Genomic DNA, 16,933 nt, shown 5'->3' on the forward strand with positions numbered 1-16,933 from the left:
CTCGAACTTTTTTCATTGCAATTGTGCAAAAGAGAAAAAGATAGTAAAATAGAGATATGATTATTTTACAAGCTAATAAAATTGAACGATCTTTTGCTGGTGAGGTTCTCTTTGAACATATCAACCTGCAAGTAGATGAACGAGACCGAATTGCTCTTGTTGGGAAAAATGGTGCAGGTAAGTCTACTCTTTTAAAGATTTTGGTTGGGGAAGAGGAGCCAACTAGTGGAGAAATCAATAAGAAAAAAGATATTTCTCTGTCTTACCTAGCCCAAGATAGCCGTTTTGAGTCTGAAAATACCATTTATGATGAAATGCTCCATGTCTTTGATGATCTACGCCGTACGGAGAAACAACTGCGTCAGATGGAGTTGGAGATGGGTGAAAAGTCTGGTGAAGATCTAGATAAACTGATGGCGGATTATGATCGTTTATCAGAGAATTTCCGTCAGGCTGGTGGCTTTACCTACGAAGCTGATATCCGCGCTATCTTGAATGGTTTCAAGTTTGACGAGTCTATGTGGCAGATGAAAATTGTTGAGCTTTCAGGTGGTCAAAATACTCGTCTTGCACTGGCTAAAATGCTCCTTGAAAAGCCAAATCTCTTGGTCTTGGACGAGCCAACCAACCACTTGGATATCGAAACCATTGCCTGGTTGGAAAATTACCTAGTAAATTATAGCGGCGCCCTCATTATTGTCAGTCACGACCGTTACTTTTTGGACAAGGTTGCGACGGTTACACTCGATTTAACTAAGCATTCCTTGGATCGTTATGTAGGCAATTACTCTCGTTTTGTTGAGTTAAAGGAGCAAAAGCTAGCTACTGAGGCAAAAAACTATGAAAAGCAACAGAAGGAAATAGCGGCTCTAGAGGACTTTGTAAATCGCAATCTAGTCCGAGCTTCAACGACCAAACGTGCTCAATCTCGCCGTAAACAACTAGAAAAAATGGAGCGTTTGGACAAGCCTGAATCTGGTAAGAAATCAGCTAATATGACCTTCCAGTCGGAAAAAACATCGGGCAATGTTGTTTTGACTGTTGAAAATGCAGGCATTGGTTATGATGGGGAAATATTGTCAGAACCTATCAACCTAGACCTTCGTAAGATGAACGCTGTTGCGATTGTCGGACCAAATGGTATTGGTAAGTCAACCTTTATCAAGTCTATTGTGGATCAGATTCCTTTTATCAAAGGAGAAAAGCGATTTGGGGCCAATGTTGAGGTTGGCTACTATGACCAAACTCAAAGCAAGTTGACACCAAGTAATACTGTTCTGGATGAACTTTGGAATGATTTTAAACTGACACCAGAAGTTGAAATCCGCAACCGCCTTGGTGCCTTCCTTTTCTCAGGAGATGATGTTAAAAAGTCTGTAGGGATGCTGTCAGGTGGCGAGAAAGCCCGTTTGTTGCTTACCAAACTTTCAATGGAAAACAATAACTTCTTGATTCTTGACGAGCCGACCAACCACTTGGATATTGATAGCAAGGAAGTGTTAGAAAATGCTCTGATTGATTTTGATGGAACCCTTCTTTTTGTCAGCCACGACCGTTACTTTATCAATCGTGTAGCCACTCATGTACTGGAATTGTCTGAGAGTGGTTCAACCCTCTACCTAGGAGATTATGACTACTATGTTGATAAAAAGGCTGAAATGGAAGACAGCCAGACAGAAGAAGCTTTAACTAGCAATCAAGCAAAAGAAGCAAGCCCAGCTAATGACTATCAGGCCCAGAAAGAAAGTCAGAAAGAAGCCCGTAAGCTCATGCGCCAAATAGAGAGTTTAGAGGCTGAAATCGAAGAGTTAGAAACTAAAAGCCAAGCCATTTCTGAAAAAATGCTGGAAACCAACGATGCCGAAAAACTCATGGAATTGCAGGCTGAACTGGATAAAATCAGCCATCGTCAGGAAGAAGCTATGTTTGAGTGGGAAGAATTATCGGAGCAGGTGTAAAAAATGGAACATCTTGGAAAGGTATTTCGTGAATTTCGAACCAGTGGGAACTACTCTTTAAAGGAAGCAGCGGGCGATTCTTGCTCGACCTCTCAGTTATCTCGCTTTGAGCTTGGTGAGTCTGATTTAGCAGTTTCCCGTTTCTTTGAGATTTTGGATAATATTCATGTGACTATTGAAAATTTCATGGACAAGGCTAGGGATTTTCAAAATCATGAACATGTTGCCTTGATGGCACAGATTATTCCGCTTTACTACTCAAATGATATTGCTGGTTTTCAAAAGCTTCAAATGGAACAGCTTGAGAAAGCAAAGAGTTCGACCAATCCCCTCTATTTTGAGCTGAATTGGATTCTGCTACAAGGACTGATTTGTCAAAGAGATGCTCGTTACACGATGAGTCAGAGTGATTTGGATAAGGTGGCGGATTATCTTTTCCAAACAGAAGAATGGACCATGTATGAGTTGATTCTTTTCGGTAATCTCTATACTTTCTACAATGTGGACTATGTGGCTCGGATTGGCAGAGAAGTGATGGAGAGGGAAGACTACTACAAAGAAATTGGTCGGCATCGAAAACTTGTTTTGATTTTAGCTCTTAACTGTTACCAGCATTGTTTGGAAAACCGTACCTTTACGGATGCGGACTATTTTGAGGGCTATGTGGAGAAGTTGATTGGAAATGGTATCAAGCTTTATGAGCGCAATATCTTCCATTATCTCAAAGGTTTCGCCCTCTACCAGAGAGACTTGAAAGAAGAGGGTTGTAGTCAGATGCAGGAGGCTATGCATATTTTTGATGTGCTTGGACTTCCAGAGCAAGTGGCTTACTATCAGGAACATTATGAAAAATTTGTAAATGCTTAAATTTCCCAAATAAGGGAAAAATAAAGAGACTCCTTTCAGTTTTGATACAATAGTTTCAAAATTTGAGAGGAGCTTTTTATATGAATCGACATGCAATCCAGTTGATTAGTCGTGGTGCTATTAATAAAATAGGGAATATGCTCTATGATTATGGAAACAGTGTTTGGTTGGCGTCAATGGGAACGATAGGGCAGACTGTTCTTGGGATTTATCAGATTTCTGAACTCGTCACATCGATTCTGGTCAGTCCCTTTGGCGGAGTGATTTCAGACCGCTTTTCGCGTCGCAAAATTTTGATGACGACGGACTTGATTTGTGGCGTTCTTTGCTTAGCTATTTCTTTCATCAGAGATGATAGCTTGATGATTGCTGCCTTGATTTTTGCCAATATTGTTCAGGCGGTTGCCTTTGCATTTTCTCGTACAGCCAACAAAGCCATTATAACTGAGGTTGTAGAGAAAGACGAGATAGTGACCTATAACTCTCGCTTAGAGCTCGTTTTGCAGGTTGTAGGCGTTAGCTCCCCTGTACTTTCTTTCATCGTTTTACAATTTGCCAGTCTCCATATGACGCTTGTTTTAGATGCAATTAGTTTTTTCATTGCATTTACCTTAGTAGCTTTACTTCCCCAAAAAGAGACTCAGGAACAAGTGAAAAAGACTTTCTGCTGGAAAAATATTTTTGCTGATATGAAAGAAGGACTCGGCTATATCTGGCACCAGCAAGAAATCTTTTTCCTTTTGGTAGTTGCTTCCAGTGTTAATTTCTTTTTTGCAGCTTTTGAATTTCTCCTCCCTTTTTCAAATCGACTATACGGGGTAGAAGGAGCTTATGCAACTATTTTGACTATGGGCGCTATTGGTTCGATTATCGGAGCTCTTCTAGCTAGCAAAATAAAGGCAAGTGTTTATAATCTTTTGATTTTATTGGCCTTGACTGGAGTTGGAGTTTTTATGATGGGATTACCACTACCAGCTTTTCTTTCCTTTTCTGGAAATTTAGTTTGTGAACTGTTTATGACGATTTTTAATATTCACTTTTTTACTCAGGTGCAAACCAAGGTTGAGGGGGAATACTTGGGAAGAGTTCTAAGTACAATTTTTACCTTAGCCATTCTATTTATGCCGATTTCAAAAGGCTTTATGACAGTATTACCAAGTGTTCATCTCTCTTCTTTCCTGATAATTGGAAGCGGGGTTATTGTCCTGTCTTGTTTCTCCCTCATTTACGTGCGAAGTCATTTTAAAAAAGAGTTATAATTTCTTTTTTTTAGAAAATATTTCACTACGAATCATTTTTCAGTCCTTCTCTATTGTGAGGAGGGCTTGCTTTGTGGTAAAATGGGATTATGAATGAAAGAATGAATGAGTTAGTTGCCTTACTTAACCGCTATGCGACCGAGTACTATACGAGTGACAATCCCTCGATTTCAGATAGCGAGTATGATCGCCTCTACCGAGAGTTGGTCGAATTGGAAGCTGCCTATCCAGATCAAGTTTTAGCGGACAGTCCGACCCATCGTGTTGGTGGTAAGGTTTTAGATGGTTTTGAAAAATACAGTCATCAGTATCCTCTATACAGTTTGCAGGATGCTTTTTCACGTGAAGAGTTAGAAGCTTTTGATGCGCGTGTTCGAAAGGAATTACCCCAACCGACCTATATTTGCGAACTGAAAATCGATGGTTTGTCTATCTCGCTTACGTATGAAAAGGGAATTTTGGTAGTCGGTGCGACACGTGGAGATGGATCTGTTGGTGAAAATATCACCGAAAATCTCAAGCGCGTCAAGGATATTCCTTTGACCTTGCCAGAAGAACTTGATATTACTGTTCGTGGAGAGTGTTACATGCCACGCGCTTCGTTTGATCAGGTTAACCAAGCTCGCCAAGAAAATGGAGAGCCTGAATTTGCCAATCCTCGTAACGCAGCTGCAGGAACCCTCCGTCAGCTGGATACAGCAGTAGTGGCCAAACGCAATCTTGCGACTTTCCTCTATCAAGAAGCCAGCCCTTCTACTCGTGATAGTCAAGAAAAAGTCTTGGAGCATCTTGAACAGCTTGGTTTTGTAGTTAATCCTAAACGAATATTGGCTAAAAGTATAGATGAAGTATGGGATTTTATCCAAGAAGTAGGACAAGAACGAGAGAAACTGCCTTATGATATCGATGGGGTGGTTATCAAAGTCAATGACTTAGCAGGTCAAGAAGAACTCGGTTTTACCGTTAAAGCACCCAAGTGGGCAGTCGCCTATAAATTTCCCGCTGAAGAAAAAGAAGCCCAACTACTCTCAGTTGACTGGACAGTAGGCCGTACTGGAGTTGTCACGCCAACTGCCAATCTGACACCTGTTCAGCTTGCTGGGACCACTGTTAGCCGTGCGACCCTACACAATGTAGACTATATTGCTGAAAAAGATATTCGCAAAGGCGATACGGTTATTGTTTATAAGGCTGGAGATATCATTCCTGCTGTTTTGCGTGTGGTAGAGTCCAAGCGTGTTTCTGAAGAAAAACTAGATATTCCATCAAATTGTCCAAGTTGTGACAGTCCCTTACTTCATTTTGAAGATGAGGTTGCTCTACGTTGTATCAATCCTCGCTGCCCTGCCCAAATCATGGAAGGTTTGATTCACTTTGCCTCTCGAGATGCCATGAATATTACAGGACTTGGTCCATCTATCGTTGAAAAGCTTTTTGCTGCCAATTTAGTCAAGGATGTGGCGGATATCTACCGTTTGAAAGAAGAAGATTTCCTCCTTTTAGAAGGTGTCAAGGAAAAGTCTGCTTCTAAACTGTATCAGGCCATTCAAGCATCCAAGGAAAACTCTGCTGAAAAGCTCTTGTTTGGTCTGGGAATTCGCCATGTCGGAAGCAAGGCTAGCCAACTCTTGCTCCAACATTTCCACTCTATTGAAAATCTAGCCCAAGCTGATCCTGAGGAAGTAGCAAGTATTGAAAGCTTGGGTAGTGTAATTGCGCAAAGTCTTCAGACTTATTTTGCTACAGAAGGATCGAAGATTCTCTTAGACGAGTTGAAAGAAGCTGGAGTTAATCTGGACTACAAAGGACAGACAGTAGTGGCAGATGCGGCCTTGTCAGGTTTGACAGTTGTATTAACTGGTAAATTGGAACGTCTCACGCGCTCTGAAGCCAAAGGCAAACTCGAAAGTCTGGGTGCCAAAGTCACAGGCAGTGTTTCTAAGAAAACGAATCTTGTCGTAGCAGGAGCAGATGCAGGAAGCAAGCTCCAAAAAGCACAAGAACTTGGTATCGAAGTTCGAGATGAAGCTTGGTTAGAAAGTTTGTAAAGAATAGTTGAAAACTAGATGTTAGATAGTCTGAAACTATCTCTCCTGATGTATTTTTATATCTATTAATGCTATTCTCTATTGTACTGAAATTCCCGCTAAATTCTTCAGCACCACATAAAAAAATTAAAATTGAAATTAGGAATTAGGAAAAGAAATGTATAGATACCCAGTAGTCATCCATTTTCACCGAAAAAATGGGGATTATAATGCTTGTTCATTCAGTAGAAAACAGGCAGATGTTAAAGAAAATTTGTATTATGAAAATGACTATTTTGGAGCAAAATTCTCCTTTACAGTCACAAGTACAGAAAGGCTCGATACTCTGACCTTTTCTGTCGAAATAGATGGAAAGACAAAAGATTATCTCCTACGGTTTAACTACTATCCACTGTTGACTGAGGTTTGGATTTTGGATGGTGATGAGATGGTTTATTATTCTGAAAATCCAGCCATTGCAAGTCCTTGCTATAAAGATCGAAACCCGTTTGCTTTTGATAAAGCCTTTCACAGTGAAAGTTTTGATCACCATTGGGGATACCAAGGAGAGTTGGGTTATAGTATCTCTGACTACCAGACAAGCTTTAAACTCTGGGCTCCAACAGCTACAGCAGTCCAAGTTGTTGTTTATGAAAATACCAGTAACGATGCTCCGATTTGGAAAACCTATAATCTAGAGCGTGGGAATAGCTATTCATATAGTCATAAGTACAATACCATTGGTGTTTGGAGTGTAGACCTGGATGAAAATCTTGCAGGTAAAGCCTATCAGTATCAGATTGAGTTTCCGCACCACCAGACCTTGACACGAGATCCATACACTATCGCTACAAGTCCTGACGGGAAACGTTCTGTCATCCTCTCTCAGCAAGATAGACAAGCAGAAGGATTTAAAGTCAAACATGGGACAGACGCCCCTTGGCGTTTGGAAAATCCATGTAAAGCCGTTATCTGTGAGATGCACATTCGTGATTTTACAAAATCGCCGACATCTGGAGTTCCAGAAAACCTTCGAGGGACCTTCCTTGGGGCTGCCCAGACTGGAACGGTTAACCAGTATGGTCAAGCAACAGCCTTTGATTATATCAAACAACTTGGCTGTAATTATGTTCAACTCCAACCAATCTTTGATCGACATAAGGAATACGATGAGGATGGAAATGTAACCTATAACTGGGGCTATGACCCTCAAAACTACAATGCACCAGAACCAAGTTTCTCTAGTAATATAGATGATCCTGGACAGGTTATTCGAGACCTCAAGACCATGATTCGGGCATATCATGATGCGGGAATCGGTGTCATTATGGATGTCGTTTACAACCATACCTTCTCAACGGTTGATGCACCTTTCCAAACAACTGTTCCCGATTATTACTATCGTATGAATCCAGATGGAACCTTCCAAAACGGCACAGGTGTTGGAAATGAAACCGCAAGCGAACACGAAATGTACCGCAAGTATATGATTGACTCACTCCTTTATTGGGTGAAAGAATACAATATTGACGGTTTCCGTTTCGACTTGATGGGAATTCATGATGTTAAAACCTTGCAGGCAATTCGTTGGGCGCTAGATGAGGTTGATCCCCGTATTATAACTTATGGAGAAGGCTGGGATATGGGAACAGGTCTTGCACCTTATGACAAGGCCAAGAAGGACAATGCCTACCAAATGCCAAATATCGGCTTCTTTAACGATGATCAGCGTGATGCGATCAAAGGAGGAGAAGTTTATGGTGCAATCAAGTCAGGATTTGTAAGTGGTGCAGCCACCGAACCAATCGTAGCTAAGGCTATTCTTGGTAGCAGAGAGTTGGGCTCTTATCTGAGTCCAAACCAGGTTCTCAACTATGTTGAAGCTCATGACAATTACAATCTTCATGACCTGCTGGCGACGCTTCATCCTGATCAAAGTTCAGACCAGATTATGCGCAAGGTTGAGACAGCGACAGCAATGAACCTTCTCATGCAAGGAATGTCCTTTATGGAAATTGGCCAAGAATTTGGTCGAACCAAGTTAATTCCGACAGGTGAAGATGGACAACTCACTCCCGCAGACCGAGAACGTGCTATGAACAGTTACAACGCTCCAGATAGTGTCAACCAGGTCAACTGGGATTTAATCAATGAGAGACAAGAGAGCATTGACTTTATTCGCCAGATTATTCGCCTAAAAACACAAACGCGTGCTTTCTCTTATCCTACATACGAAGAAGTTTATCGTCATGTCTTCGTCCATACAGCTGCTGAAAATAGTGGGTGGATTGTTTACGAAATTCATGGTGGAGCAGAGCACTTATTGGTGGTATTCAATGCCAAGGGAACTTCCTTCTACTTTGAAAATGCGGGAAATCTTGAAATGCTGGTGTCCAATAGTCGTTCTAAAGAGTCTAATGTGATTGATGATATCAGCGTTGCAGTCTTGAAGGTACTTTCATAGTAAATGCAGCAAAAAGGTTTAGTTAAAGCTAGACCTTTTTTGATTTTTATTTAAAAACCAATATCTAATAGGAATAAATTTCAAATAATTTGAAGAATCAAGTTTGTGAAAAAAATATCAATATTTTCCAAAAAGGGGTTGTAATTTTCTGAAAATTTGATAAAATAAGTTTTAATCATTTTCAGGAGGAAGAGAATTTGACAAATTATCAGAATTTAGTGAATGGAAAATGGAAATCATCGGAGAATGAAATTGCCATCTATTCTCCCATCAATCAAGAAAAGCTGGGTACAGTACCCGCTATGAGTCAGGCTGAAGTAGATGAGGCTATGAAAGCTGCGCGTGCAGCTCTCCCAGCATGGCGTGATTTAGCACCCGTTGAGCGTGCAGCCTATTTACATAAGACAGCAGACATTTTGGAACGCGATAAAGAAAAAATTGGTACCATTCTTGCCAAAGAGGTTGCAAAAGGGATTAAAGCAGCAATTGGAGAAGTAGTACGTACAGCAGAATTAATTCGTTTTGCTGCCGAGGAAGGTCTCCGTATCACTGGACAAGCAATGGAAGGTGGCGGTTTTGAAGCTGCAAGTAAAAATAAACTAGCCGTTGTTCGTCGTGAGCCAGTTGGAGTCGTCTTAGCTATTGCACCATTTAACTACCCAGTCAACCTTTCTGGATCTAAGATTGCTCCGGCATTGATTGCCGGAAATGTCGTTATGTTCAAACCACCAACACAAGGATCTATTTCTGGACTCTTGTTGGCTAAAGCATTTGACGAAGCCGGAATCCCAGCAGGTGTCTTTAACACCATCACTGGACGTGGTTCTGAGATCGGAGACTACATCATCGAACACAAGGAAGTGAACTTCATTAACTTTACAGGTTCAACACCGATTGGGGAGCGTATTGGTCGTTTAGCTGGTATGCGCCCGATTATGCTGGAACTTGGTGGGAAAGATGCAGCAATTGTTTTAGAAGATGCAGATTTAGAAAATGCAGCTAAGCAAATCGTAGGTGGAGCCTTTAGCTACTCTGGTCAGCGTTGTACTGCTATCAAACGTGTTTTGGTTGTGGAAAGCGTAGCAGACAGATTGGCTGAATTGCTCCAAGCTGAAGTTGCTAAGCTAACAGTGGGCGATCCATTTGACAATGCTGATATCACACCTGTTATTGATAATGCTTCAGCTGATTTCATCTGGGGATTGATTCAGGACGCTCAAGAAAAGGGTGCCAAAGCGCTCAGCCCAATCAAACGTGAGAACAATCTCATTTGGCCAGGACTTTTTGATTATGTCACAAGAGATATGAAATTAGCCTGGGAAGAACCATTTGGACCAGTTCTCCCAATTATTCGAGTTGCAGATTCTAATGAAGCGCTAGAAATTGCTAATGAATCTGAATTCGGTCTTCAATCTTCAGTCTTTACAAATGACTTTAAGAAGGCATTTGAAATCGCTGAAAAACTTGAAGTTGGTACCGTTCATATTAACAATAAAACACAACGTGGACCAGATAATTTCCCATTCCTTGGTGTAAAAGGTTCTGGTGCAGGAGTACAAGGAATTAAATATAGTATCGAAGCGATGACAAATGTTAAATCCGTTGTTTTTGATGTGAAATAATTTATAAAATCAGGAAAATAACTTCCTGGTTTTATTTTTTTAAAAAAATACAGTAGAAAATTGATAAAAAACGAATATTCTGGTATTATAATAAAAAAATATATGGAAATTGTTTCGTGTTCTATTTTCTGGATATCTTTTTTAAAATGCTAGGTTATTTTTTGAAGACTTTCATACAAAAATATGATTTCCTTCGTAAATTACTTGAAAGTTATCTTAAAAGAGTGTATAATAGAATTATAGAAAACGCTTACAAAAAAGAAAGGGGATTGAATGAATAATCAAGAAGCATTAAGAACCTTTACTACAGGTGAGAACTTTCACCTCCAGCATTATTTAGGAGCGCATAGAGAGGAGAAAAACGGAGAAATAGGCTATACCTTTAGGGTTTGGGCCCCGAATGCACAAGCAGTTCATCTAGTTGGTGATTTTACTAATTGGGTTGAGAATCAGATTCCCATGGTTCGTAATGAAGCAGGTGTTTGGGAAGTCTTTACAAGTCAAGCCCAGGAAGGTCAGATTTATAAATATCATATCACGCGTGCAAATGGTCATCAGATTATGAAGATCGATCCGTTGGCAGTTTATTTTGAAGCTAGACCGGGTACAGGAGCTGTTTTGACCAATATCCGTGAAAAGAAATGGAAAGATGGACTTTGGTTAGCACGTCGCAAACGTCTGGGATTTTTCGAGAGACCAGTTAATATATACGAGGCTCATGCAGGGTCTTGGAAGAGAAATCCAGATGGTAGCCCCTATACGTTTTCACAACTGAAAGACGAGTTGATTCCATACTTGGTTGAGATGAACTATACACATATTGAGTTCATGCCTTTAATGGCTCACCCACTTGGATTGAGCTGGGGCTATCAACTTATGGGTTACTTTGCTTTTGAACATTCCTATGGTACACCTGAGGAATTCCAGGATTTCGTTGAAGAGTGCCATTTAAATAACATCGGTGTAATTGTGGACTGGGTTCCAGGTCATTTCACTATCAATGATGATGCTCTTGCTTATTATGATGGAACTCCGACTTTTGAATACCAAGATCACAACAAGGCCCATAACTACGGTTGGGGAGCTCTTAACTTTGACCTTGGGAAAAATGAGGTCCAGTCTTTCCTGATTTCAAGTATTAAATTTTGGATTGATTTTTACCACTTAGATGGTATTCGGGTCGATGCAGTGAGCAATATGCTGTATCTAGATTATGATAATGCTCCTTGGACTCCAAACAAAGATGGTGGAAACCTTAACTACGAGGGTTATTATTTCCTTCAACGTTTGAACACCGTTATCAAGCTTGCTCATCCAGATATCATGATGATTGCAGAAGAAAGTTCATCAGCAACAAAGATTACTGGTATGAAAGAAATGGGCGGCCTTGGCTTTGACTATAAGTGGAACATGGGCTGGATGAACGATATTCTTCGTTTCTACGAGGAAGATCCGATTTACCGCAAGTATGACTTTAATCTTGTGACTTTCAGCTTTATGTATGTTTTCAATGAAAACTATCTCCTGCCTTTCTCACATGATGAAGTAGTTCATGGTAAGAAGAGTATGATGCATAAGATGTGGGGGGATCGCTACAATCAGTTCGCTGGTCTGCGCAATCTCTACACCTATCAAATTTGTCATCCAGGTAAGAAACTTTTGTTCATGGGTAGTGAGTACGGGCAATTCCTCGAGTGGAAGTCCGAGGAGCAGTTAGAATGGTCTAATCTAGAAGATCCAATGAATGCCAAGATGAAGCATTTCACTTCACAACTGAATCAATTCTATAAAGACCATCGCTGTCTTTGGGAAATTGATACTAGTTATGATGGTATCGAGATTATCGATGCTGATAATAGAGATCAGAGTGTCCTTTCCTTTATTCGTAAGGGCAAGAAGGACGAAATATTAGTCTGTGTCTTTAATATGGCACCAGTTGAACGTAAGGACTTTACGATTGGTTTACCTGTTGCAGGTATTTACGAAGAAGTTTGGAATACAGAACTAGAAGAATGGGGAGGTGTGTGGAAAGAGCACAATCAAACAGTTCAGACTCAAGAAGGCTTATGGAAAGATTATGAGCAGACTTTGACCTTTACCCTGCCTGCTATGGGGGCAAGCATCTGGAAGATCAAGCGTCGTTTGAAACCAACCAAGAAAAAAGAATAATGGACTGATGATTATAATTTTTTAGATTTTAAAAACGGATTTACTTGTATTGGACTTGAAACACAAGAGAAATGGATTTCCTATTATTTTTATAAAAAGTTTGACTTCCGACCTTCTTTCGATTTTAACGTTCACATGTCTTTATAAAGGAGTAGAAAATGAAGAATGAAATGCTAGCTTTGATCCTTGCGGGTGGGCAAGGAACTCGTCTCGGAAAACTCACTCAAAGCATTGCCAAACCGGCAGTGCAATTCGGTGGGCGCTACCGTATCATTGACTTTGCTCTTTCCAACTGTGCAAACTCTGGAATCCATAATGTTGGTGTGATTACTCAGTACCAACCTCTTGCTTTGAATAACCATATCGGAAATGGCTCTAGCTGGGGATTGGATGGTATCAATTCAGGTGTCTCTATCTTACAACCTTATTCAGCCAGCGAAGGAAACCGTTGGTTTGAAGGGACTAGTCACGCTATCTACCAAAACATTGACTACATCGACAGTGTTAATCCTGAGTATGTTTTGATTCTTTCTGGTGACCACATCTACAAGATGGACTACGATGATATGCTTCAGTCCCATAAGGATAATAATGCCAGTTTGACAGTAGCTGTCCTAGACGTACCTCTCAAAGAAGCTAGCCGTTTCGGTATCATGAATACAGATGCCAATAACCGTATCGTTGAATTCGAAGAAAAACCTGCGCAACCTAAGTCTACAAAGGCTTCTATGGGGATTTATATTTTTGACTGGAAACGACTTCGCAATATGCTTGTTGCTGCTGAAAAGAGCAATGTGGATATGTCAGACTTTGGGAAGAACGTTATCCCTAACTATCTCGAGTCCGGTGAAAGTGTCTATGCTTATGAATTTAATGGATACTGGAAAGATGTTGGTACGATTGAGTCACTTTGGGAAGCCAATATGGAGTACATTTCGCCAGAAAATGCCTTGGATAGCCGCAATCGTCAGTGGAAAATTTACTCAAGAAACTTGATCTCACCACCCAACTACTTTGGAGCACATGCACACGTTGAGGATTCATTGGTCGTGGATGGCTGTTTTGTAGATGGAACGGTTAAACGTTCGATTCTTTCAACAGAAGCACAGGTTCGTGAAGGAGCCGAGGTCGTTGATTCTGTCATCATGAGTGGGGCTATTATTGGCCATGGAGCAAAGATTACTCGTGCTATTATTGGTGAAGGTGCCATTATTGCAGACGGCGTAGAGATTGACGGAACTGACGAAGTACAAGTAGTAGGATACAATGAAGTAGTGGGGGTAGCAACAGATGAAGATTGATAAATATTCAGCCATTTTAGGAAACACAGTTGGTTTTCATGATATGTCAACGTTAACAGAACACCGTCCGGTGGCTAGCTTGCCTTTCGGTGGGAAATACCGTTTGATTGACTTCCCCCTTTCCAGTCTTGCAAATGCAGGTGTTCGTAGTATCTTTGGTATTTTCCAACAAGATAATATCAGCTCTGTATTCGACCATATCCGTTCAGGTCGTGAGTGGGGCTTGTCCACCCTTCTAAGTCACTACTATCTAGGAATTTACAATACTCGTGTTGAAAGCAGTACAGTTGGAAAAGAGTATTACCAACAACTTCTTACCTACTTGAAACGTTCAGGTTCAAACCAAACCGTTTCGATTAACTGCGATGTGCTGGTGAATATTGACTTGAATCAAGTCTTCCACCTACACAATACAACGAAAGGTCCGATCACAGTTGTATATAAGAAACTTCCGAAGAAAGACATTTCAGATGTGAATGCTATCTTGGAAATTGATGAAACAGACCATGTTCGTTCGCACAAACTCTTTGATAACAAATCTACGGATGAACTCTTCAACATGTCTACAGATATCTTTGTTGTGGATACTCCTTGGTTGATTGAACGACTTGAAGAAGAGGCTCAGAAAGAATATCCTGAAAAGTTACGCTATGTTCTTCGTGATTTAGCTGCAAAAGAAGGAGCTTTTGCTTACGAATACACAGGCTACTTAGCGAACATTCATTCTGTTCAGTCCTATTATCAAGCAAACATCGATATGCTTGAATCTAAAAAATTCTACTCTCTTTTCTCACCAAATCAAAAGATTTATACAAAAGTTAAGAATGAAGAACCAACCTACTATGCGAATACTTCAAAAGTAAGAAGTTCTCAGTTTGCTTCTGGTAGTATCATTGAGGGTGAAGTAGTTCAGTCAGTCCTATCTCGTAACATTTATGTTCATAAAGATAGTGTGGTGAAAGACAGCATTTTATTCCCTCGAGTTGTGATTGGTCAAGGTGCTCAAGTTGAATATGCCATCCTAGACAAAGGTGTTGAAGTTGCGGACGGTGTTGTCATTCGAGGAACAGCAGAACATCCAGTTGTAGTGAAGAAGGGTGAAACAGTAACAGAGGACATTTATTCATGAAAATTTTATTTGTAGCGGCAGAAGGAGCCCCCTTTTCAAAAACAGGTGGTTTGGGCGATGTCATTGGCGCACTTCCCAAATCACTTGTAAAAGCGGGGCACGAAGTTGCAGTTTTCTTGCCTTACTATGATATGGTAGAAGCTAAGTTTGGAGACCAGATAGAGGATGTTCTCCACTTTGAAGTTAGTGTAGGATGGCGTAGACAGTACTGTGGTATTAAGAGAACGGTCTTGAATGGGGTTACCTTCTACTTCATTGATAATCAATATTATTTCTTCCGCGGTCATGTTTACGGGGATTTTGACGATGGTGAACGCTTTGCCTTTTTCCAACTGGCTGCTCTTGAAGCCATTGAACGCATCGGCTTTATTCCTGACCTTCTCCATGTTCATGATTACCACACAGCAATGATTCCCTTCTTGTTAAAAGAAAAGTACCATTGGATTCAGGCATATCAAGGAATCAGAACAGTTTTAACTATTCATAATTTGGAATTTCAAGGTCAATTTTCTGAAGGAATGTTGTGGGATTTGTTCGGTGTTGGGTTTGAACGCTATGCTGATGGCACCCTGCGCTGGAATGATTGTCTCAACTGGATGAAAGCAGGGATTCTCTACGCGGATCGTGTCTCAACCGTTTCTCCTAGCTATGCGCACGAGATTATGACCAGTCAGTTTGGTTGCGGTTTGGACCAGATTCTTCGGATGGAGTCAGGTAAGGTTTCAGGTATTGTCAATGGTATTGACGCAGATCTTTATAATCCTCAAACAGACCCACTTTTAGACTATCATTTTGATAAGGAAGATTTGTCTGGAAAAGCTCAAAACAAAGCAAAATTGCAAGAGAGAGTTGGGTTACCAGTGCGAGCAGATGTTCCTCTAGTTGGGATTGTCTCTCGATTGACACGCCAAAAAGGTTTTGATGTTGTGGTAGAAAGCTTGCATCGTTTCTTACAGGAGGACGTTCAAATAGTCCTTTTAGGAACAGGTGACCCAGCTTTTGAACATTCCTTCTCTTGGTTTGCTCAAGTCTATCCAGACAAGCTATCAGCAAATATCACTTTTGACGTCAAACTTGCTCAAGAAATCTACGCAGCTTGTGATCTCTTCCTCATGCCAAGTCGTTTTGAACCATGTGGCTTGTCTCAAATGATGGCGATGCGCTATGGAACTCTACCATTGGTTCATGAGGTTGGTGGACTAAGAGATACAGTTCAATCCTTCAATCCAATCGAAGGAACTGGAACTGGATTTAGCTTTAACAATTTAACACCATACTGGCTTAACTGGAGTTTCCAAACAGCCTTGGATGTTTATAAGTACCAGCCGGAAGTTTGGAGAAATCTACAAAAACAAGCTATGGAATGTGATTTCTCATGGGATACAGCCTGCAAATCTTACCTGGACTTGTACCATAGTTTAGTCAACTAATAGATAAAATCGTATGATTCTTTCATACGATTTTTGGGCTGTTTAGAAAAGAGGAGAAGTGATGACTCAAGTAATGGGGCTCTGTGCTATGGACGTTGACGGCACCCTGATAGCAGAAGAGGTGATTGATCTTTTAGGAAAAGAAGCAGGTTGCGAAGAAGAAATATCGCAGATTACAAGCCAGGCAATGCGAGGCGAACTGGACTTTGAAACAAGCTTACGAGCGAGAGTGGCTTTGTTAGAAGGTCTTCCGGTTTCGGTCTTTGATACTGTCTTCAAATTCATTCATCTGTCCAAGAATGCCCAAGAATTTATCTCCATACTTCAAAAAAATGGCATTCTAGTCGGTCTAGTGTCTGGTGGATTTGCACCAATAGTTGAGAGATTAGCAGAATCCCTTGGTATCTCCTATTTCTCTGCCAACCAGTTAGAAGTCAAAGACGGTTTTTTAACAGGAAAATTAGTTGGTGAAATTGTGACAGGTCAAGTAAAACAAGATACTCTTGAGAAATGGAAAAAAGAACTGAAACTTCCCAAAGAAAGAACGATTGCCATCGGTGATGGTGCCAATGACCTCTTGATGTTAAAGTCAGCAGGTCGCGGTATAGCCTTTTGTGCCAAGGAGGTCGTAAAAGCAGAGATAGCTTGTCATGTAGATACGAGGGATTTTTTGGAAGTTCTACCTTTGATTGATTTCTTAGAATGAG

11 protein-coding genes are annotated in these 16,933 nt (G+C 40.7%); all 11 read left to right on the forward strand.

Annotation, left to right across the window (positions count from 1 at the left end; genetic code table 11):
- Nucleotides 1-56 precede the first annotated feature (56 nt).
- Nucleotides 57-1,958, forward strand: a complete 1,902-nt coding sequence (locus tag A0739_RS03055) for an ABC-F family ATP-binding cassette domain-containing protein (protein ID WP_061587022.1) — start codon at nt 57-59, stop codon at nt 1,956-1,958.
- Nucleotides 1,959-1,961: 3 nt separating this feature from the next.
- On the forward strand, nt 1,962-2,825 hold the full coding sequence (locus A0739_RS03060) for an Rgg family transcriptional regulator (protein ID WP_000400535.1): 864 nt from the start codon (nt 1,962-1,964) through the stop codon (nt 2,823-2,825).
- A gap of 80 nt (nt 2,826-2,905) precedes the next feature.
- On the forward strand, nt 2,906-4,084 hold the full coding sequence (locus A0739_RS03065) for an MFS transporter (RefSeq protein ID WP_061587023.1): 1,179 nt from the start codon (nt 2,906-2,908) through the stop codon (nt 4,082-4,084).
- Nucleotides 4,085-4,173: 89 nt separating this feature from the next.
- A complete protein-coding gene (gene ligA, locus A0739_RS03070) occupies nt 4,174-6,132 on the forward strand; it encodes an NAD-dependent DNA ligase LigA (RefSeq protein WP_061587024.1) in 1,959 nt (652 codons plus the stop codon).
- A gap of 157 nt (nt 6,133-6,289) precedes the next feature.
- Nucleotides 6,290-8,575, forward strand: a complete 2,286-nt coding sequence (gene pulA, locus A0739_RS03075; protein WP_061587025.1) for a type I pullulanase — start codon at nt 6,290-6,292, stop codon at nt 8,573-8,575.
- A 197-nt stretch (nt 8,576-8,772) separates the two neighbouring features.
- Nucleotides 8,773-10,197: an NADP-dependent glyceraldehyde-3-phosphate dehydrogenase gene (locus A0739_RS03080; protein WP_061587026.1), complete on the forward strand. Its 1,425-nt coding sequence runs from the start codon at nt 8,773-8,775 to the stop codon at nt 10,195-10,197.
- A gap of 273 nt (nt 10,198-10,470) precedes the next feature.
- Entirely contained in the window at nt 10,471-12,366 is a 1,896-nt protein-coding gene (glgB, locus tag A0739_RS03085; RefSeq protein WP_061587027.1) for a 1,4-alpha-glucan branching protein GlgB, read from the forward strand.
- A 158-nt stretch (nt 12,367-12,524) separates the two neighbouring features.
- The gene (locus A0739_RS03090; RefSeq protein ID WP_000787250.1) at nt 12,525-13,667 is read left to right on the forward strand and encodes a glucose-1-phosphate adenylyltransferase; all 1,143 of its coding nucleotides are present in this window, start codon (nt 12,525-12,527) and stop codon (nt 13,665-13,667) included.
- On the forward strand, nt 13,657-14,796 hold the full coding sequence (gene glgD, locus A0739_RS03095; RefSeq protein WP_000687046.1) for a glucose-1-phosphate adenylyltransferase subunit GlgD: 1,140 nt from the start codon (nt 13,657-13,659) through the stop codon (nt 14,794-14,796). Before A0739_RS03090 ends, glgD begins: the two co-directional genes overlap by 11 nt.
- The gene (gene glgA, locus A0739_RS03100; RefSeq protein WP_061587028.1) at nt 14,793-16,226 is read left to right on the forward strand and encodes a glycogen synthase GlgA; all 1,434 of its coding nucleotides are present in this window, start codon (nt 14,793-14,795) and stop codon (nt 16,224-16,226) included. Before glgD ends, glgA begins: the two co-directional genes overlap by 4 nt.
- Nucleotides 16,227-16,287: 61 nt before the next feature.
- The gene (gene serB, locus A0739_RS03105; protein ID WP_061587029.1) at nt 16,288-16,932 is read left to right on the forward strand and encodes a phosphoserine phosphatase SerB; all 645 of its coding nucleotides are present in this window, start codon (nt 16,288-16,290) and stop codon (nt 16,930-16,932) included.
- Nucleotide 16,933 lies beyond the last annotated feature (1 nt).

The organism is Streptococcus oralis (genome assembly GCF_001588645.1).
Classification (GTDB): domain Bacteria; phylum Bacillota; class Bacilli; order Lactobacillales; family Streptococcaceae; genus Streptococcus; species Streptococcus oralis_AB.